Source organism: Pseudomonas allokribbensis (genome assembly GCF_014863605.1).
GTDB classification, from domain to species: domain Bacteria; phylum Pseudomonadota; class Gammaproteobacteria; order Pseudomonadales; family Pseudomonadaceae; genus Aquipseudomonas; species Aquipseudomonas allokribbensis.
On record NZ_CP062252.1, the window covers coordinates 5,557,501 to 5,575,108 of the forward strand.

Here is a 17,608-nt window from a genome sequence, read left to right on the forward strand (position 1 = left end):
TATAGGCCTCCAGAATCTGCCGTCAACTCTTAATTACGCTTTTCTTGCAAAACCTGCCTTTTACCCGGCAAACGCGGGATTCGGCGGGCTACCGGTGGCAGTCGCAGCACAAGAAGCAACCCACCTATAGAGGCATAGACCGCCCACTCTTTAAGATCGGCGCGCACAATCCACAGCATATGCAGCAATCCCAACCCGAGAATCACATACGCCAGCCGGTGCAACTTCTTCCAGCGCGCGCCCAGGCGACGCTGGCTATAACGATTGGACGTCACCGCCAACGCCAGCAACCCCAGAAACCCAAGCGTGCCGACAATAATGTACGGACGCTTGCGCAACTCGACGCCCAGCTGCGACCAGTCGAAACCCAGGATGAACGCCATATAGCTGCATAAATGCAAAACCACATACGCAAAACACCAGAGCCCCAACTGCCGGCGCACAGCGATCCACCCTGCCCACCCCGTAAGCTTCTGCAGCGGCGTCATGCTCAAAGTGATCAACAGCAATACCAATGTCCCGAGCCCAAGTCGATCAACCAGGACTTTTCCGGGATCTGGCCCGAGCAGATCCTCAAAGGCCTGATAGAACCACCACAACGGCCAGATAGCCGCCGCAATAAAAACGCCCACACGCCAGAACGGATATCGCATCAGTAATTCTTCCGTAGATCGAGCCCTGTATATAAAGAAGCGACTTCGTCCGAGTAGCCGTTGAACATCTGCGTATCACGCACATTCGGCTTGAACAGACTATTAGGAAGACGTCGTTCCCGAGCCTGAGTCCAGCGGGGGTGATCAACCGTCGGGTTCACATTGGCATAAAACCCATACTCGTCCGCTGCAATGCTTTGCCAGGTCGTCTTTGGCTGCTCACTGACCAGACTGATCCGCACGATGGATTTGACACTCTTGAAGCCATACTTCCATGGCACCACCAGACGCAACGGCGCGCCGTTCTGATTCGGCAATTCACGGCCGTACATGCCCACTGCCAGGATCGCCAATGGATTCATCGCCTCATCCAGACGCAAGCCTTCTACATAAGGCCAGTCGATCAGAGCAAATCCCGACCGCTGTCCGGGCATGCTCTTCGGATCCTGCAAGGTTTCAAAACGAATGTATTTGGCGTTGGACGTCGGCTCCACCTGCTTGAGCAGCGCCGAAACAGGGAAACCGATCCAGGGGATGACCATCGACCACGCCTCGACACAACGCAGGCGATAGATGCGCTCCTCCAACTGATAAGGTTTCATGAAGTCCTCCAGTGCATAGCGCCCCGGCTTCCCCACCTCCCCGTCCACCACCACACTCCAGGGTTCGGTCTTCAGCGATCCGGCATTCGCCGCCGGATCCCCCTTGTCGGTACCGAACTCATAGAAGTTGTTGTAGTGGGTCGCGTCCTTATAGGGCGTGATCGCCTCATCCTTGACGTTCACGGCGCCCCATTTAATAGAAGGCTGCTTCTCGGTAAACCAGGCGGGCGCATTGCCAGACTCGACATCGGCATAACGGGCGGCCTCTTCGGCACTGGCCCAACGCGGCAAGCTGCTCACGGCCAAGCCTGCCGCAGTTGCTCCGAGCAATTGCCGGCGAGAGAGATAAATGGATTCAGGCGTGACGTTCGACTCGTGGCAGTCGGACGCTTTGGGGATTTTGATCAGCATGACAACTCCGCAGTTTTGGAGGACAGATGCACCCATAGACTGCGGAGTATGAGGGAAATTACATCACTCGACGTTTTTGTGGCGACGAAGATGCAACAGGTACTGCACAGGGCCCGAGGCTGCATAGGCAAGGAACACCAACAGCAGAATACGCGGAGGATCACTGAACACCACGGCGAACACCAGTACCACCGCCAGGATCGCCACGAATGGTACGCGCCCTTTCAGGTCCAGCTCCTTGAAGCTGTTGTACTTGATGTTGCTGACCATCAGCATGCCGGCAGCCGCCACCATCAATGCAACCAGGAACGACATCTTCGAACCCTGGATCCCGTAATCGCTGAACGCCCAGACAATCCCCGCGACCACACCGGCAGCTGCCGGACTGGCCAGACCGATGAAGTAGCGCTTGTCTGCGGTGCCCACCTGAGTATTGAAGCGCGCCAGACGCAACGCTGCGCCGGCCACATAGATGAAGGCGACCATCCAGCCGACCTTGCCCATGTCACCCAAGGCCCAGCCGAATGCCAGCAATGCCGGCGCGACGCCAAACGCAACCATGTCCGACAGCGAGTCGTACTCGGCACCGAATGCACTTTGGGTGTTGGTCATGCGTGCCACACGGCCGTCGAGACCATCGAGCACCATAGCGACAAAAATCGCGATAGCCGCGAAGGCGAAGTACTTGCTCGCACTCGCCGAATCCCCGGCGCTCAACGCAGCCTGGGCACTCATCGAATTGATGATGGAATAGAACCCTGCAAACAGGTTCGCAGTGGTGAACAGATTCGGCAAAAGATAGATACCACGATGCCGGACTTTACGACCTTCTGCGTCATGCCCTTCTTCGACATGCTCATCGATGGGCAGCAGGCTTTCGGCGTCTGAAGCCTGGTTCGGCTCTTCGGGACGTTCGCTCATGGACATTACCTTGCAACGGATTGGACATTTTCGACAGGTGTCTGGGACGACGGTTCGGCCACAAACGATGCAGCTTTATACCAGAACCGCCCGCCCATACGAAAAAACGCGGCCGAGGCCGCGTTTTTTCATACAAGGGTCGACGACTTAGTTTTTGGCTTTGTCGACGATCTTGTTGGCACCGATCCACGGCATCATGGAGCGCAGTTGCTCGCCGATGATTTCGATACCGTGAGCGGCGTTGTTACGACGCTTGGCGGTCATCGAAGGGTAGCCGGTTGCGCCTTCGCTGATGAACATTTTGGCGTATTCGCCGTCCTGAATACGTTTCAGGGCGTTGCGCATGGCCTGACGGGACTCGGCGTTGATCACTTCCGGGCCCGTCACGTACTCGCCGTACTCAGCGTTGTTGGAGATCGAGTAGTTCATGTTGGCGATACCGCCTTCGTACATGAGGTCAACGATCAGTTTCAGTTCGTGCAGGCACTCGAAGTAGGCCATTTCCGGCGCGTAGCCAGCTTCAACCAGGGTTTCGAAACCGGCTTTTACCAGTTCAACGGTACCGCCGCACAGAACGGCTTGTTCGCCGAACAGGTCGGTTTCGGTCTCGTCCTTGAAGGTGGTTTCGATGATGCCGGTACGACCGCCACCAACGCCGGCGGCGTAGGACAGTGCAACGTTCTTGGCGTTGCCCGAGGCGTCCTGGTAGATCGCGATCAGGTCAGGGATACCGCCGCCTTTCACGAACTCGGAACGTACGGTGTGGCCCGGGGCTTTCGGCGCGATCATGATCACGTCGAGGTCGGCACGCGGAACAACCTGGTTGTAGTGGATCGCGAAGCCGTGGGAGAAGGCCAGGGTGGCGCCTTTCTTGATGTTCGGCTCGATTTCGTTCTTGTACAGGGAAGACTGGAACTCGTCCGGGGTCAGGATCATGACCAGGTCGGCAGCAGCAACGGCGGAAGCAACATCAGTCACTTTCAGGCCGTGGGCTTCAGCCTTGGCAACGGTAGCCGAACCTTTACGCAGACCGACGGTAACGTCGACACCGGAGTCTTTCAGGTTGCACGCTTGAGCGTGGCCCTGGGAGCCGTAACCGATGATGGCAACTTTCTTGCCCTGGATGATCGACAGGTCGCAGTCTTTATCGTAGAAAACTTTCATGAATTTCCCCTTTATATCCAGGCCGTTCAGGCCATTCGCTAATTTGGTTTAGATGCTGAGTACTTTGTCGCCGCGGGCAATACCGGTGACGCCACTACGGACCGTTTCCAGAATCGATGCGGTGCCGATGGACTGAATGAAGCTGTCGAGCTTGTCGCTGGTACCGGTCAGTTGAACGGTATACACGCTGGCGCTGACGTCGACGATCTGTCCACGGTAAATATCGGTGGTGCGTTTGATCTCGGCGCGCTGGGCGCCAGTGGCCTTGACCTTGACCAGCATCAGTTCGCGCTCGATGTGAGCACTTTCCGACAGGTCCACCAGCTTGACCACTTCGATCAGCTTGTTCAGGTTTTTGGTGATCTGCTCGATGATTTCATCGTGGCCGACAGTGGTCAGCGTCAGACGCGACAGAGTCGGGTCTTCGGTCGGCGCCACGGTCAGGCTTTCAATGTTGTAGTTGCGCTGCGAGAACAGGCCGACTACGCGAGACAAAGCACCGGGTTCGTTTTCCAGAAGCAAGGAAATAATGTGCCGCATGATTAGGTACGCTCCGTCTTGCTCAGCCACATATCGCGCATGGAGCCGTCTTTGATCTGCATCGGGTAGACGTGCTCGCTGGTGTCGACCGAAATGTCGAGCACCACCAGGCGATCCTTCAGGGCGAACGCTTCTTCCATCTTCGACTTCAAATCTTTCGATTCGGTGATGCGCACGCCGACGTGACCATAGGCCTCGGCCAGCTTGACGAAATCAGGCAGCGATTCCATGTAGGAGTGCGAGTGACGGCTGCCGTAACTCATGTCTTGCCACTGACGAACCATGCCCAGTACACCGTTGTTCAAGATCACGATCTTGACCGGCAAACCGTATTGCAGGCAGGTCGACAGCTCCTGGATGTTCATCTGGATGCTGCCTTCACCGGTGACGCACGCAACGTCAGACTCAGGGAAGCTCAAGGCGATACCCATCGCGGCCGGCAGACCGAAGCCCATCGTGCCCAGACCACCAGAGTTGATCCAGCGGTTCGGCTTGTTGAACTTGTAGTACTGCGCAGCAAACATCTGGTGCTGGCCCACGTCGGAGGTCACAAAGGCATCGCCCTTGGTCACTTCGCACAGGGTTTCGATCACGGTCTGCGGCTTGATCTTGCTGCCGTCGCCCTTGTCATAAGGGAACAGGCCGCGATCACCGCGCCACTCGTCGACTTGCTTCCACCAGCTGGCGACCGCTTCCTTGTTCGGGGTTTCGCCGATTTCCTTGAGGATCGCGACCATTTCGGTCAGGACGCTCTCAACCGGGCCAACGATTGGCACGTCAGCCTTGATGGTCTTGGAAATCGAAGCCGGGTCGATGTCGATGTGAATGATCTTGGCGTTCGGGCAGAACTTCGGCGCGCCGTTGATCACGCGATCATCGAAACGCGCACCGACCGCCAGGATCACATCGGCATGGTGCATCGCAAGGTTCGCGGTGTAGCTGCCGTGCATGCCGAGCATGCCAATGAACTGACGGTCAGTGCCAGGGTAGCCACCCAGGCCCATCAAGGTATTGGTGACCGGCAGGTTGAGCATTTGCGCCAGTTCGGTCAGCGGCGCGGAGCCGTTGCCGAGAATCACGCCACCGCCGGAGTACAGCACGGGACGCTTGGCCGCCAGGAGCATTTCTGCTGCCTTGCGGATTTGCCCGGAGTGACCGCGAACGGCCGGGCTGTAGGAACGCAGTTTGGCTTTCTTCGGGAAGATGTATTCGAACTTCTCGGCCGGGTTGGTCATGTCTTTCGGGATATCGACCACGACCGGGCCCGGACGACCGGATTGCGCCAGGTAGAAGGCTTTCTTCATGACTTCCGGGATTTCGGACGCGTGCTTGATCATGAAGCTGTGCTTCACGATCGGCCGGGAGATACCGATCATGTCGGTTTCCTGGAACGCGTCGGTGCCGACCATGGTGCTTGGCACCTGACCGGAAATGATCACCATCGGAATCGAGTCCATGTAGGCCGTGGCAATACCGGTGATGGCGTTTGTGGCGCCTGGACCGGAAGTCACCAATACCACGCCGGCTTTACCGGTGGCACGGGCGTAGCCGTCAGCCATATGGGTAGCCGCTTGTTCGTGACGAACCAGGATGTGGGTCACTTCCGGTTCTTTGAACAGGGCATCGTAAACATGAAGAAGAGCACCACCCGGGTACCCGTAGATATATTTGACGCCTTCGTCACGCAAGAAGCGGACGAGCATCTCACCGCCAGATAAAAGCTCCACGTTGTTCACCTCTAAAACGCCAGAATACCGTCCACAAAAAAGCGAACGGGTCTTAATAGGTTTACTTCTCGGCAGAGCATGAGCGACGGTGGTCGCCGACTACGTCAGCACTGACTGAGCAAGTATTGGGATCGTCCCAAGTGTTGCGGGCCTTTCCCACCCAGCGCGAGGTAACGCGTTGCGGGTGTAACAGGTCGACGCGGATATGCGCCTCATGATCTGCCGAGAGGGTCTGCTTCTGGCAGTCCCTGTACAGCGGACTTTGGATTCTTCTGTTTCGCCCTCTCCAAGTCAAGCCGTCAATGTGCTTAATTGTGGGTAAGCACATGAGAACGCAAGAAAAAACCTGAAAAGCGCTACTCTGTTAGCGTCAATTGCGCAATTTTGCCAAGGAATCAGCATGCGAACGCTCCTCGTCATCCTGCTGATCGGCCTCAGCCCCTGGTGCATGGCCGGTCAGATCTACAAATGGGTCGATGCTCAAGGTGTCACGCATTTCGATGCGCAGCCGCCACAAGGTCAAACGGCGACCACAGTGCAAACGCCGCCCTCGCCTGCTCCGCGCCCCACTGCGATGCCCGGCAGCGGCGCGTTGGGCGATCAGAAAGCCATCGACGACAAGGTCAGGAAACAGGTCGCCGAGCAACAGGCTCAGCTCAAGACCTTCTGCGAACAGGCACGCACGAACCTGGCGCAGTTACAGAACAATCCGCGCTTGAGGGAAGAGACCGAGGGAGAATTGCGTCGGCTGAGCGATACGCAACGTCAGGAGCGTATCGCAGAGACGCAGAAGCAGATCGCCGAGAACTGCCAGTGATCACTGGCAGTCGGCCGTTCAGCGCGAAGCAGTGATCAGCAGGTCGAACTCTTTGAGCAATACCTGCAACTGCCGATCCTTGCCCTGCAGATTGCGTTGGGCGAAGACCATTTCGGCCATTTCCTGAATGCCCGAGGCATTGGGCAATGGCAGGTCCTGCTCGAGGATCATCTTCATCCGCGGCAGGAAGATCCATTGCAGCCACTGCTCGAAATCGAGCGTGTCGACCGAGAATGGCTCGACACTGCTCAAGGCTTCAGCCGAAGGCTGGACGTCATCCCACCAGCCCTGGGTACGCAGTTCGCGCTCGATCAACAGCAGTTGATCGGCAACTTTCGAGAAACGCGCGTCCATCACAGCGAAACCTTGGCCTTCTGACGGGCCAGTGCGGCGCCAGCGGAATCACCTTGTTTCTCACGTGCCTGAGCGATCAGTTCCCACAGGCTGGCCTGCAAGTCCGGACGACCGTTGGCCATGGTCAGCGCGCGGCGGGCAGTTTGCTCGGCTTGCGGGGCATCGCCCTGAGCCATGCGCACCTGCGCCAGACGGTAAAGCACTTGTGGCTCACGCGGGGCAACACGCTGAGCGCGCTCAAGGCTGGAGGACGCACCGTTCAGATCACCACCGGCCTGCTGTTGCTGCGCGGTGGTCAACAAGGCGAGCACCGGGCCGTCCAGTTGCTCGTCGGCGGACAGACCGCCACCGCTGCTGGCCGAAGGAATGCCGCTAGGCGTCGAAGGCATGCTGTAACTGCCGGAGCTGATCGGTGCCGATTCGACCGGCGAAGGGTTGTATGGCCCCGCAGTGATACCACCGGACGCCGGGCCCGGAACAATCGGCGAGCTGCTGATCGGCGTCGACGTCGCAGCGCCACCCGGCACCATCACCACCACACCGGTATCGCCCTGCGGGATAGCCTGAGTCTGGCCCTGCACAGGACGTTTCACCGTCGTCTGCCGGAAGCCGCCATTGGCCGAAATGCGTTCACTGTTGGACACAGCCGTGCCCGAATCGACAACCGGGATCGAACCACGCTGTACGGTGGAGCAGCCGCTGAGCAAAGCCACGGCGGTCACCGCTGGAATCAACCACTTGTTCACTTGAAACCCTCTTCGCTTAATTCATCCAGCCCTTGACCCAATCCATCACCGACTCGCTCGACGCCGGGCTTTCGCCCGCGCAGGAGGCGCCGGGTGGCGGTTCGCTGCCGCGAATATACGGCATCTGCACGGCGCCCGGACAGTTGGCATCAGAGCCCTGGCCGGTACGCGAATCAACCCACGCCTGAACCACGTTGTCCGGCTGCGGCATGTCCAGCGGCAGCGGATCGGCCTTGCGCATGAAACTGGTCCAGACCTGCAACGCACCGGTAGCACCGGTGAACGGCGTCTTGCCGTTATCGTCACGACCGAGCCAGACCACCGCCAGCAGATCCTGACTGAAACCGGCGAACCAGCTGTCGCGCGAATCGTTACTGGTACCGGTCTTGCCGGCCAGTGTCAGGGTTTTGGGCAGCACGTTGTAGACCGAGCTGCCGGTACCTTCACGCATGACGCGCTGCATGGCGTTCTGGATCAGGTAGATCGAGGCCGGATCGAAACGCTGCTCGATCTGGAACGGATAACGCTTGAGCGGCTCGCCCTCGGCGGTCAGCACGCTGCGAATCCCGCGCATCGGCGTATTGAAACCACCGTTGGCGAGGGTCTGGTACATGGTCGCCACTTCGATCGGCGTCATGCCACCGGCACCCAGCAGCATCGACGGGAAGGCCGGGAACTCGCGAGTTACGCCCAGACGCCCGATGGTCTTGAGGACATTCGGAACACCCACCGCCAGCCCGAGACGCGAGGTCGACAGGTTGTAGGAGTGCGCCAGCCCTTGATAGAGGAACACCGTACCGTGGGAGCGGCGATCATAGTTCTGCGGTTTCCAGACCTGACCGTCTGCGCCCTTGATGGAAAGCGGATCGTCCGACAGCCAACTGGTCAGCGTGTACTGGCTCGGTTTCTCCAGTGCCGTCAGATAAACCGCAGGTTTGACCAGCGAGCCAATCGGCCGCACGGCATCCAGTGCCCGGTTGAACCCGGCGTAACTGGCCTGACGGCTGCCGATCATCGCCTGGACTTCGCCGGTTTCCGGGTTGGTCACGACCATCGCCGCTTCCACGTCATCGGAACCCTTGCGGCCGGAAAGACGCTTGAAGGTGTCGTTGACCGAAGCTTCGGCTTTCATCTGCAGGATCGGGTCGAAACTGGTGAAGATCCGCAGACCTTCCTCGGTCAAGTCTTCGTCGCGGTAGTCTTCACGCAACTGGCGTTTGACCAGATCGATGAAGCCCGGGAACGAGCTGTCGGCCAGCTTGCCGCGCGAGGTCACGCCCAGCGGCATTTTCTTCGCGGCTTCCACCTGCTCGGCAGAGGCGACACCCTGTTGCTCAAGCACGTCGAGCACCAGGTTGCGTCGCTCCAGCGCCCGCTCCGGGTTGCGACGCGGGTTGTAATAGGAAGGGCCTTTGACCATCCCGACCAACAGCGCGACCTGATGCAGTTTCAGCTCGGACAATGGCTGACCGAAGAAGAACTGACTGGCCAGACCGAAACCGTGTACCGCACGCTGACCGTCCTGACCGACGAAGACTTCGTTGAGGTAGGCCTCAAGAATTTCCTTCTTGTCGTAATGCACCTCGAGCAACAGCGCCATCATCGCTTCGGTGAGCTTGCGGGTCAGGCTGCGTTCGTTGGTGAGGTAGAAGTTCTTGACCAGTTGCTGGGTCAGCGTACTGCCGCCCTGAGTCATCTTGCCGCCAGAGGTGTTGACCCAGATCGCCCGGGCAATCGACTTCGGCGACACACCCCAGTGACTGTAGTAATCCCGGTCTTCCACAGCGACCAGGGTTTCCAGCAGGTACGGCGGCACCTGATCGAGCTTGATCAGAATCCGGTCTTCAAGGTTTTTCGGGTAGATCCCGCCGATCATCAGCGGCTCCAGGCGCACCACCGACAACTTCGAACCGTTCGTCGCCGAAAGCTCGGCCACGTAATCACCGGAGAAACGCACGCGAACCGGCTGCGGTTTCTCGAGGCCTTCATAGAACTGGAAGCCACGGGTGTTCAGATCGACGGTATTGCCGTTGACGGCTGCAGCGCCGGGGCCATTGCTCACGGCCTCGCGGCGATAGCCCAGGGCGTCGAGCTCAGTGAGGAAATCGTCCTTGCTCAGTTTCTGTCCGACGAACAGCTCGAGCGGACGCGCGTATACCTTGGCCGGGATGGTCCAGCGCTTGCCGGAGAATTTCTCCTGCACCACGGCATCGAGGTAAACGGCGAAGCCAGCCAGCACCACAAGGCCGACCAGACTGAGTTTAAGGGCCCAGCCCAACCATGGGCGCAGGCCCCGGGAAGGTGGTTTTTTAGGGGTGCGGGGGGATCGAGTACGAGTCATGGCGGCGGATTATACGCACTTTATTCATACTCAACAGGAGCGCTCCGAGGTTTGCGTCGGGCTGGCGAGCGGCCATAATGGCGACCTCGAATTTCCCCAGTCTCTGAAGGATCGCCTGTGAGCCAGTCCCTGATCGCCGCCCTGCAAAACCCGGCCCTGTTTGCGCACCCTGTCGAAGGGTTTCAGGTCATCGAAACCCATATCTCGTGGGTCCTGCTCACTGGTCCTTACGCTTATAAAGTGAAGAAGCCGGTGAACTTCGGCTTTCTCGACTTCACCAGCCTCGAATCCCGCGAGCATTTCTGCGGCGAAGAGCTGCGCCTCAACCAGCGCCTGACCGACGATTTGTATCTGGAAGTGATTCCAGTCACCGGCACTGTCGAAGCCCCGCAACTGGGTGGCGAAGGCCCGGCCATCGAATACGTGCTGAAAATGCGCCAGTTCCCGCAGACCGGCCTGCTGAGCACCCTGCAAGCCAATGGCGAGCTGACCACCACACACATCGACGAAATGGCCGAGCAGATCGCTCGTTTCCACCTCAGCGCGCCGATAGTCCCGGCCGAGCACGATGCCGGCACGCCTGAAAGCGTGATGGCGCCGGTACGCCAGAACTTCGAACAAATCCTGCCATTCCTCAGCGACAAAGCCGATCTGCTGCAACTGGATGCCCTGCAAGCCTGGGCCGAAAGCAGCTTCGAACGCTTGAAGCCACTGTTCGCCCAGCGCAAGGCACAAGGTTTCACCCGCGAATGCCACGGTGACATTCACCTGGGCAACGCCACGCTGATCGACGGCAAAGTGGTGATTTTCGACTGCATCGAATTCAACGAGCCGTTCCGCTTCACCGACGTCTGGGCCGACACCGGTTTCCTCGCGATGGACCTGGAAGACCGCGGCCTGAAATCCCTGGCCCGTCGTTTCATCAGCCAATACCTGGAGCTGACCGGCGACTATCAGGGCCTGGAAGTACTGAACTTCTACAAGGCTTACCGCGCGTTGGTCCGTGCGAAAGTTGCGCTGTTCAGCATGCCGGCCGACGCAACCCCGGTGCAGCGCGCCACCACCCTGCGCCAGTACCGCAACTACGCCAACCTGGCGGAAAGCTACAGCACCATTCCTTCGCGCTTCATGGCGATCACCCACGGCGTATCCGCTGTAGGCAAAAGCCACGTAGCCATGCGTCTGGTCGAGGCGCTGGGCGCAATTCGCCTGCGTTCCGATGTTGAACGCAAGCGTCTGTTCGGCGAGCAAACCGTTGCCAATGATGTTCAGGCCGGGATTTACAGCGCCGACGCCAGCACAGCGACTTATGCTCGCCTGCATGAAATCGCCGAAGTGATCCTGCACGCCGGTTTCCCGGTAGTGATCGATGCCACTTACCTCAAGCGCGAACAACGTGACAGCGCAGCCAAGGTCGCCGAGGCCACTGGCGCGCCGTTCCTGATCCTCGACTGCAACGCGCCACAAGCGGTGATCGAGAGCTGGCTGGCCCTGCGTCAGGCAGACAAAAAGGATCCGTCCGACGCCACGCTGGCCGTGATCGAAGCACAACAAGCCAATCGTGAAGCGCTGACCCCGGACGAAATCCTGCGCAGCAAACGCGTGCAGACCAATGAGTCCGGCACCCTGGACACCGTCGTGGCGCAAATCCGCCAACGCCTGCCAGGTCTGTAAGAAACTATTTCGGCCGTGAAGCCCTCGCTCGCTTCACGGCCGTCAAATAGTGGCACTATACTGGCGTCATAAAACCAACAGGTGATCTGACATGAGCCAGCCGAAACTTCTCGACACCCCGCTTTATGCCTTGCTGCACAAAGACGACATAACCGGTTTCAACAAAGAACGTCCGAAAGACGGTCCGATCGATATGGTCGGCGGTGATTTTCGCGGCCTCGACCTGCGTGAACTGAACGCCGATGGCGTGGATTTCCGGGACGCCTACTTCCGTTCCGCTGATCTGCGCGGCATCGACTTTCGCAACGCCGCGCTGGAAGGTGCGAGCCTGGCCCACGCGCAGATTTCCGGCGCTTACTTCCCGCCGGAACTGAGTGCAGACGAAATCCTGATGTCGATGAACTTCGGTACACGCCTGCGCTATCGCACTCGCTAAGCCACCGAGAGGCTGACCCGTCCAGCGCCCCCGCTTTGCGCTGGACTGCGTGCTATTCGTGCTTTTCCCACGCCCTCCCCAACCTGATTCATCAGCGAAAACCTGACCTTTCTTAGAAGCGTTTGCGTCGAATCCGACCAAACAACCACGCTTTTCCTACTGATGGCTACACTCCTGAGAAGCTCGCCCACGCACCATTCGGCCGTCGCAAGGAGGCTTGATGAATGATGAACTGCAACACCTGAAGAATCTTGGCAAGACGTCGGCGCAATGGCTGCATGCCGTGGGCATCCACAGCGCCTCGGATCTGCGTCGCCTGGGCGCCGTGGATGCCTATCGGGCCGTGCGCACGCGCGGGTTCCGGGCGTCGAAGGTGTTGTTGTATGCAATCGAAGGCGCCTTGATGGATGTGCACTGGAATGACATCCCCGCTGAACGCAAGGACGCACTGAACAAACAGCTCGAAGCCATTTCCTCTCGCCACAAGAACTGACGGGCACCCACCTTCATGTATCTGCTCGGGGAACAATCGGCACCGGCCGAAGCAATGATCAACCGTTTGCAGAGTCTGCCCGGCCAGTTTCTACGGGACCTTGCACCGTGCGGACCCGCGCTGGAACTGGAGGCCACGGATGATCTGATGGCGCAGTTGCCTGACGATCAACTGTTTCTACTGACTGAGGGCATCATCAATGGCCAGTTCGGTGGCCGGGCGCTTTTCTATTGGCAGGAAGGTGATCTGATCGGTCTGCAGCAAAGCCCGGACTGGACGGATTGCATCCTGCGTTCGGAAGGACCGTTGAGCCTGCTGCCCTACCGTCAACGCGATTTGTTTCAGCATGTGCATTCGGAACCCGTACGTTCGGAGCAGTTTCTGCACTATCTGCTCGGGCAAATGGCGCTCCTGGCCCATGCGGTTGCCGAGCTGAAGCCACGGGAGTTTCGCAGCACCAATGGCTTCAAACGGGTCGAGGCCGGAGAAGTGTTGATCCGCGAGGGCGACCCCGCCGATCACGTGTTCGTGATCATCGAGGGACACGCGCAGGCATTCGTCGACGGGCACAAGGTTGGCGAAGTGCCAAAGGACGAGATTTTCGGTGCCATGGCGATATTTACCGGCGAGCCCCGCAACGCCACGGTCATCACCTGCGAGCCGAGCACGGTGATGCTGATTCCTGGCGATCAGTTTCTGAGCATGACCCGCAGCAATCCGAAAATCGCCCACAGCCTGATCGAAAGCATGGCGCGGCGCATCGACCAGCTCAACAAGCAGCTCACGGCACTTGATCGTCCAAGCTGAAGCCTAGTGTTTGCAGGGCTTTTCAGCCATTCCCCAAACAAAACCGAAGAAATGGAAAAACACACGTTGACTTGTTAATGAGAATCGCTATGATTATCACAACTGGTCGCGAGATCAGTCGATATTCTGAAAAGCCCTTGGTTCGGACTCTCAGATTATCTCCTCATCAGGCTAATCACGGTTATTTGACCCGGTTTTTACCGGGTCTTTTTTTGCCTGCAAGAAAGTCATTGGCCGAACTGTTTACGCATCTCGGCGCAGTAATCCGGTTTCGGTGTGGCCGGCGTGAACCAGACATAATCGGCCATGGCCGCCGTGACCTCGCTGCCCTGCTCCGCCAGCATCAGCACCGTCGGCGCTTCGGGCGCGCCCAGATCCAGCACATGCAGCGGCACACCAACATCCTTGCGCGCATGGAACGCACCAGCGAACAACAACGCCGGCGCAGGCGCCGCCATCAATCGTGAAGCCATCCGCCGATCCCGTTGCTGCTGCACCGCCAGCATCGCCGGCATTTGCGATTGGGGCAGCAAGCCGCAGTGAGAATCGTTGATCTGCCCGGCCAGCTCGTTTTTCACCGACTCGGCGTTGCTGCGATCCCCCTTCAATACCGGAGGGTCACGATAGAACGCACGAATTTCAATGTTATCGAGATTGGCCGCCAGCAATGGATACGGTTGCGTAAAGGCAAACCGCACAATCGGTCCATAGAGTTTCCAGTCCCAACCGTCCTGCCACGCCAGCTCGACCGGAAGATCGACAGGAGGCTTTGGGGAATGGTGTACGTCATCAACCCGCGATTGTTGATCGGGTGTCAGCATTTCAAGCAGGAGACTGCCCTGAGGACGCGCTTCGCCCAGCGTCTGCAACAGCCACAATTGCACGGCATGATGATCGGCGTTGTCATGTTGCTCACCGACGATCACCCGTGCCGGCTTGCCCAGACGCGTCAGCAATTCGTGCGGGGTAATCAGTGTTCCGCTGCGCAGGTCGCGAATCTCGCCAGTGACCGGTGGCGGAGCGACATGTTGGCAACCGCCAAGCAACAACACCGCAAACAGCAAAATCCCACGCATGCTTTCACCTCGATGACGAAATCAGCGGGCGATGATCAGCGGATGCCCGCGCTCCGGGTGCGACTGCACCAAAACCTCCAGACCGAATACGGCCTTGAGCGATTCCGGACGCAACACCTGCTGCGGCGTGTCCAGCGCCACCGGGCGCCCGCTTTCAAGCAGCAGGATGCGATCACAATAGCGCGCCGCCAGGTTCAGATCATGCAGGATCACCATCACTGCAGCGCCACGATCGGCAAACTCACGCACGGCTTGCAACGTGGTGTGTTGATGCAAAGGGTCGAGCATCGAAGTCGGCTCATCCAGCAACAAGGTCTGCCCGGCCTGCCCCGGCCACAACTGCGCCAGCACACGGGCCAGATGCACCCGCTGGCGCTCGCCACCGGACAACGCCAGATAACTGCGCCCGCTCAGATGACTGGCATCCGCTGCCAGCAACGCGGCGGTAACAATCTCGTCGTCGCGCACTCTGCCGGTCTGATAAGGCAAACGCCCCATCCCGACCACTTCTTCAACGCGAAAGGCAAAATCCAGCGTCGACACCTGGGGCAATACCGCCAGCCGCTGAGCGCGCTGACTGCCACTCCAATGGCTCAAGGCTTCGCCGTCGAGAGAAACGCTGCCTTCACTGGCCGTCAGTTCCCCGCACAATGCCCCGAGCAACGTGCTTTTGCCGGCGCCATTGGGGCCGAGTACACCGAGCACTTCACCCGACTCCAATTGCAGATTGACGTCAGCCAGTACCGTCTTGCGGCCACGACGTATGTGCAGATTATGTGCACGCAACATCAGGCACGCCCTCGCAACAGCAGATATAGGAAGAACGGCGCGCCGATGAATGCGGTGACGATACCGATCGGCAACTCTGCCGGCGCCAGCGCCAGCCGCGCCACCAGGTCCGCCAGTAACAACAGACTGGCACCGGCCAGCACCGAAGCCGGCAACAACACGCGATGATCCGGCCCGGCGAGCAAACGCACCAAATGCGGTACTACCAGCCCGACGAAGCCGATCATCCCTGCCGCCGCCACTGCCGCCCCGACACCCAACGCCGTGCAGAACACCAGCTCACGCTTGAGTCGCTCGACATCGATCCCCAGATGCCCGGCTTCCGACTCCCCGAGCAGCAACGCATTCAGGGCTTTGGCCCGACGCGGAAGCCATAACGCGACACCGGCGCTGATGATCAGCAGCGGCCACAACCGCGCATAACTCGCGCCGTTGAGGCTGCCAAGGTTCCAGAAAGTCAGGGTTCGCAGGGTCGCGTCGTCCGCCAGATAGGTAAAAAGCCCCACAGCAGAACTGGCGAGCGCAGTCAGGGCGATGCCTGCCAGCAACATGGTCGCGACATTGGTCTGCCCGTTGCGACGGCCGAGCCGGTAGACCAGCGCCGTCACACCAAGACCACCGAGAAATGCACACACAGACAGCAGATACGGCCCGAACCACTCCGGCAATCCGCCGAAAAACGAACCACCGACAATCGCCACCGCCGCGCCTAAAGCAGCACCACTGGAGACGCCAACCAACCCGGGATCGGCCAGCGGATTGCGAAACAAGCCCTGCATCGCCACACCGGACAACGCCAGCACGCCGCCGACGGCCAACCCGAGCAAAGTCCTCGGCAGGCGAATCTGCCCGAGAATCAGTTCAGCCTGCTCCAGCCCGTCCGGCGCCAGCGGCACGCCGATCATGCGCAAGGCAGCCCGCAAGGTATCGAACAGCGGCAGGCTGACCGGCCCCAAGGCCAGCGACAGCCAGATCGCCAACAGACACAGCAGGATCAGGCCGATGAACAAGCCACGGGGTTTGACCAGCGTGGTCATTGGCCGCTCTGGGTCGGGTAGAAGCCGTCAGACAGGGTTTTCAGCGCTCCCGGCAAACGCGGCCCGAGCCCGCCGACCAGCAGCGTCGGGTCCAGCTCCAGCACGCGTCCGGACTTGGCCGCACGGCTGGAATTGAGGATCGGGTTCTCCTTGAACAGCGCCGCTTTCGCCGCTTCGCCGGTCAGTGCGCGGTCAGCAAACACCAACACTTCGGGGTCGAGCCCGGCCAGGGACTCCACGGAAAACGGTTTGTAACCGGTGTGGGTGGCCAGGTTGTGCCCGCCCGCCTGTTGCAGCAGCCAATCGGCGGCGGTGTCCTGGCCGGCAATCAATGGTTTGCCGCCGGCATGCCCGAGCAGCAACAACACACCGGGAGCCTTGTGTTTTGACTGCACCGCAACCACCCGCGCCTTCTGTGCGTCGAGTTGCTGTTGATAACTTTGCAGCAGTTGCGTCGCCTGAGACTCGGCGCCCAGCAACTGGCCCAGATGGGTGACGTTTTTTTCCAGTGTCGGCAGATCCGGCTGAGCGGAGAACAATTCCACCTGCACCTTGGCACCGCGAACCTGCGTGATCACCGGAGGCGGGCCCATTTCCTCGGTGCCGATCAGGATGTCCGGACGCAGGCTGAGGATGCCTTCCGCCGACAGACTGCGCTGGTAACCAATGCTCGGCAGCGACTTGAGGGATTCGGGATGCTGGCTGGTGGTGTCGACGCCCACCAGTTTCGCCTCGCCGCCCAACGCACTCACCCACTCCGACAAGGCACCGCCGGCACTGACCCAACGTTGCGGCAATTGGGCCGCTGCAGCCTGGTGGCTGACAAAAAGTCCGACACACAGCACGGCAACGCAGGTACTCAGGCGCATAGACAGCTTCCTTGAAGGATTTTCCCGGGCATCGGGACGGCAGGCCAAGTATCCTAGGCAGCGGTCACCGCGCAGCGGGCGAAGGCGGCCATTTGATAATTGTTTGCATTTAAACGTCAAGCTCGGACATATCCGGACACGCGCTGACACT

General features: G+C 59.5%; 18 protein-coding genes. 5 read left to right on the plus strand and 13 right to left on the minus strand.

What is annotated here, in order from left to right:
* Positions 1–29 precede the first annotated feature (29 nt).
* From msrQ to IF199_RS25510, 6 genes are all read right to left on the minus strand, one after another.
* Entirely contained in the window at positions 30–653 is a 624-nt protein-coding gene (msrQ, locus tag IF199_RS25485) for a protein-methionine-sulfoxide reductase heme-binding subunit MsrQ (protein ID WP_192559000.1), read from the minus strand.
* A complete protein-coding gene (gene msrP, locus IF199_RS25490) occupies positions 653–1,666 on the minus strand; it encodes a protein-methionine-sulfoxide reductase catalytic subunit MsrP (protein ID WP_192559001.1) in 1,014 nt (337 codons plus the stop codon). The genes msrQ and msrP overlap by 1 nt, the downstream gene beginning before the upstream one ends.
* A gap of 63 nt (positions 1,667–1,729) precedes the next feature.
* Entirely contained in the window at positions 1,730–2,587 is an 858-nt protein-coding gene (pssA, locus tag IF199_RS25495; RefSeq protein ID WP_096820923.1) for a CDP-diacylglycerol--serine O-phosphatidyltransferase, read from the minus strand.
* Positions 2,588–2,734: 147 nt separating this feature from the next.
* Positions 2,735–3,751: a ketol-acid reductoisomerase gene (gene ilvC, locus IF199_RS25500; protein WP_003228216.1), complete on the minus strand. Its 1,017-nt coding sequence runs from the start codon at positions 3,749–3,751 to the stop codon at positions 2,735–2,737.
* 48 nt (positions 3,752–3,799) lie between these two features.
* Positions 3,800–4,291 carry an acetolactate synthase small subunit gene (gene ilvN, locus IF199_RS25505; RefSeq protein ID WP_003205610.1) on the minus strand — a complete coding sequence of 164 codons (492 nt, stop codon included), beginning with the start codon at positions 4,289–4,291 and terminating at the stop codon, positions 3,800–3,802.
* 2 nt (positions 4,292–4,293) lie between these two features.
* On the minus strand, positions 4,294–6,018 hold the full coding sequence (locus IF199_RS25510) for an acetolactate synthase 3 large subunit (RefSeq protein WP_096820933.1): 1,725 nt from the start codon (positions 6,016–6,018) through the stop codon (positions 4,294–4,296).
* A gap of 400 nt (positions 6,019–6,418) precedes the next feature.
* On the opposite strand from IF199_RS25510, the gene IF199_RS25515 reads away from it, so the two are divergent.
* On the plus strand, positions 6,419–6,835 hold the full coding sequence (locus tag IF199_RS25515; RefSeq protein ID WP_102621069.1) for a DUF4124 domain-containing protein: 417 nt from the start codon (positions 6,419–6,421) through the stop codon (positions 6,833–6,835).
* Positions 6,836–6,853: 18 nt separating this feature from the next.
* On the opposite strand, the gene IF199_RS25520 is transcribed toward IF199_RS25515, so the two are convergent.
* Genes IF199_RS25520 through mrcB form a run of 3 tightly spaced genes read right to left on the minus strand, consistent with a single transcriptional unit; the run spans position 6,854 to position 10,276 of the window.
* Complete coding sequence (locus IF199_RS25520) at positions 6,854–7,189, minus strand: YqcC family protein (protein WP_192559002.1); 336 nt, start codon at positions 7,187–7,189, stop codon at positions 6,854–6,856.
* Positions 7,189–7,935, minus strand: coding sequence for a tetratricopeptide repeat protein (locus IF199_RS25525; RefSeq protein ID WP_096820920.1), 747 nt, complete (start codon positions 7,933–7,935; stop codon positions 7,189–7,191). The genes IF199_RS25520 and IF199_RS25525 overlap by 1 nt, the downstream gene beginning before the upstream one ends.
* A gap of 16 nt (positions 7,936–7,951) precedes the next feature.
* Positions 7,952–10,276 carry a penicillin-binding protein 1B gene (mrcB, locus tag IF199_RS25530; protein ID WP_096820919.1) on the minus strand — a complete coding sequence of 775 codons (2,325 nt, stop codon included), beginning with the start codon at positions 10,274–10,276 and terminating at the stop codon, positions 7,952–7,954.
* A gap of 117 nt (positions 10,277–10,393) precedes the next feature.
* On the opposite strand from mrcB, the gene IF199_RS25535 reads away from it, so the two are divergent.
* From IF199_RS25535 to IF199_RS25550, 4 genes are all read left to right on the plus strand, one after another.
* Complete coding sequence (locus IF199_RS25535) at positions 10,394–11,950, plus strand: bifunctional aminoglycoside phosphotransferase/ATP-binding protein (protein ID WP_102621073.1); 1,557 nt, start codon at positions 10,394–10,396, stop codon at positions 11,948–11,950.
* A 91-nt stretch (positions 11,951–12,041) separates the two neighbouring features.
* A complete protein-coding gene (locus tag IF199_RS25540; protein ID WP_096820917.1) occupies positions 12,042–12,386 on the plus strand; it encodes a pentapeptide repeat-containing protein in 345 nt (114 codons plus the stop codon).
* Positions 12,387–12,606: 220 nt separating this feature from the next.
* Complete coding sequence (locus IF199_RS25545; protein ID WP_003228231.1) at positions 12,607–12,879, plus strand: TfoX/Sxy family protein; 273 nt, start codon at positions 12,607–12,609, stop codon at positions 12,877–12,879.
* A 15-nt stretch (positions 12,880–12,894) separates the two neighbouring features.
* Positions 12,895–13,686: a Crp/Fnr family transcriptional regulator gene (locus IF199_RS25550; RefSeq protein WP_192559003.1), complete on the plus strand. Its 792-nt coding sequence runs from the start codon at positions 12,895–12,897 to the stop codon at positions 13,684–13,686.
* A 227-nt stretch (positions 13,687–13,913) separates the two neighbouring features.
* Here IF199_RS25550 and IF199_RS25555 read toward each other — a convergent pair whose 3' ends face one another.
* From IF199_RS25555 to IF199_RS25570, 4 genes are read right to left on the minus strand one after another with little or no spacing between them, the layout of a single operon-like run.
* On the minus strand, positions 13,914–14,762 hold the full coding sequence (locus IF199_RS25555) for a ChaN family lipoprotein (RefSeq protein ID WP_192559004.1): 849 nt from the start codon (positions 14,760–14,762) through the stop codon (positions 13,914–13,916).
* Between the two features lie 21 nt (positions 14,763–14,783).
* Positions 14,784–15,551: a heme ABC transporter ATP-binding protein gene (locus IF199_RS25560; protein WP_192559005.1), complete on the minus strand. Its 768-nt coding sequence runs from the start codon at positions 15,549–15,551 to the stop codon at positions 14,784–14,786.
* Positions 15,551–16,534, minus strand: coding sequence for a FecCD family ABC transporter permease (locus IF199_RS25565; protein WP_170931651.1), 984 nt, complete (start codon positions 16,532–16,534; stop codon positions 15,551–15,553). Before IF199_RS25565 ends, IF199_RS25560 begins: the two co-directional genes overlap by 1 nt.
* Positions 16,535–16,584: 50 nt before the next feature.
* A complete protein-coding gene (locus IF199_RS25570) occupies positions 16,585–17,457 on the minus strand; it encodes a heme/hemin ABC transporter substrate-binding protein (RefSeq protein ID WP_192559006.1) in 873 nt (290 codons plus the stop codon).
* Positions 17,458–17,608 lie beyond the last annotated feature (151 nt).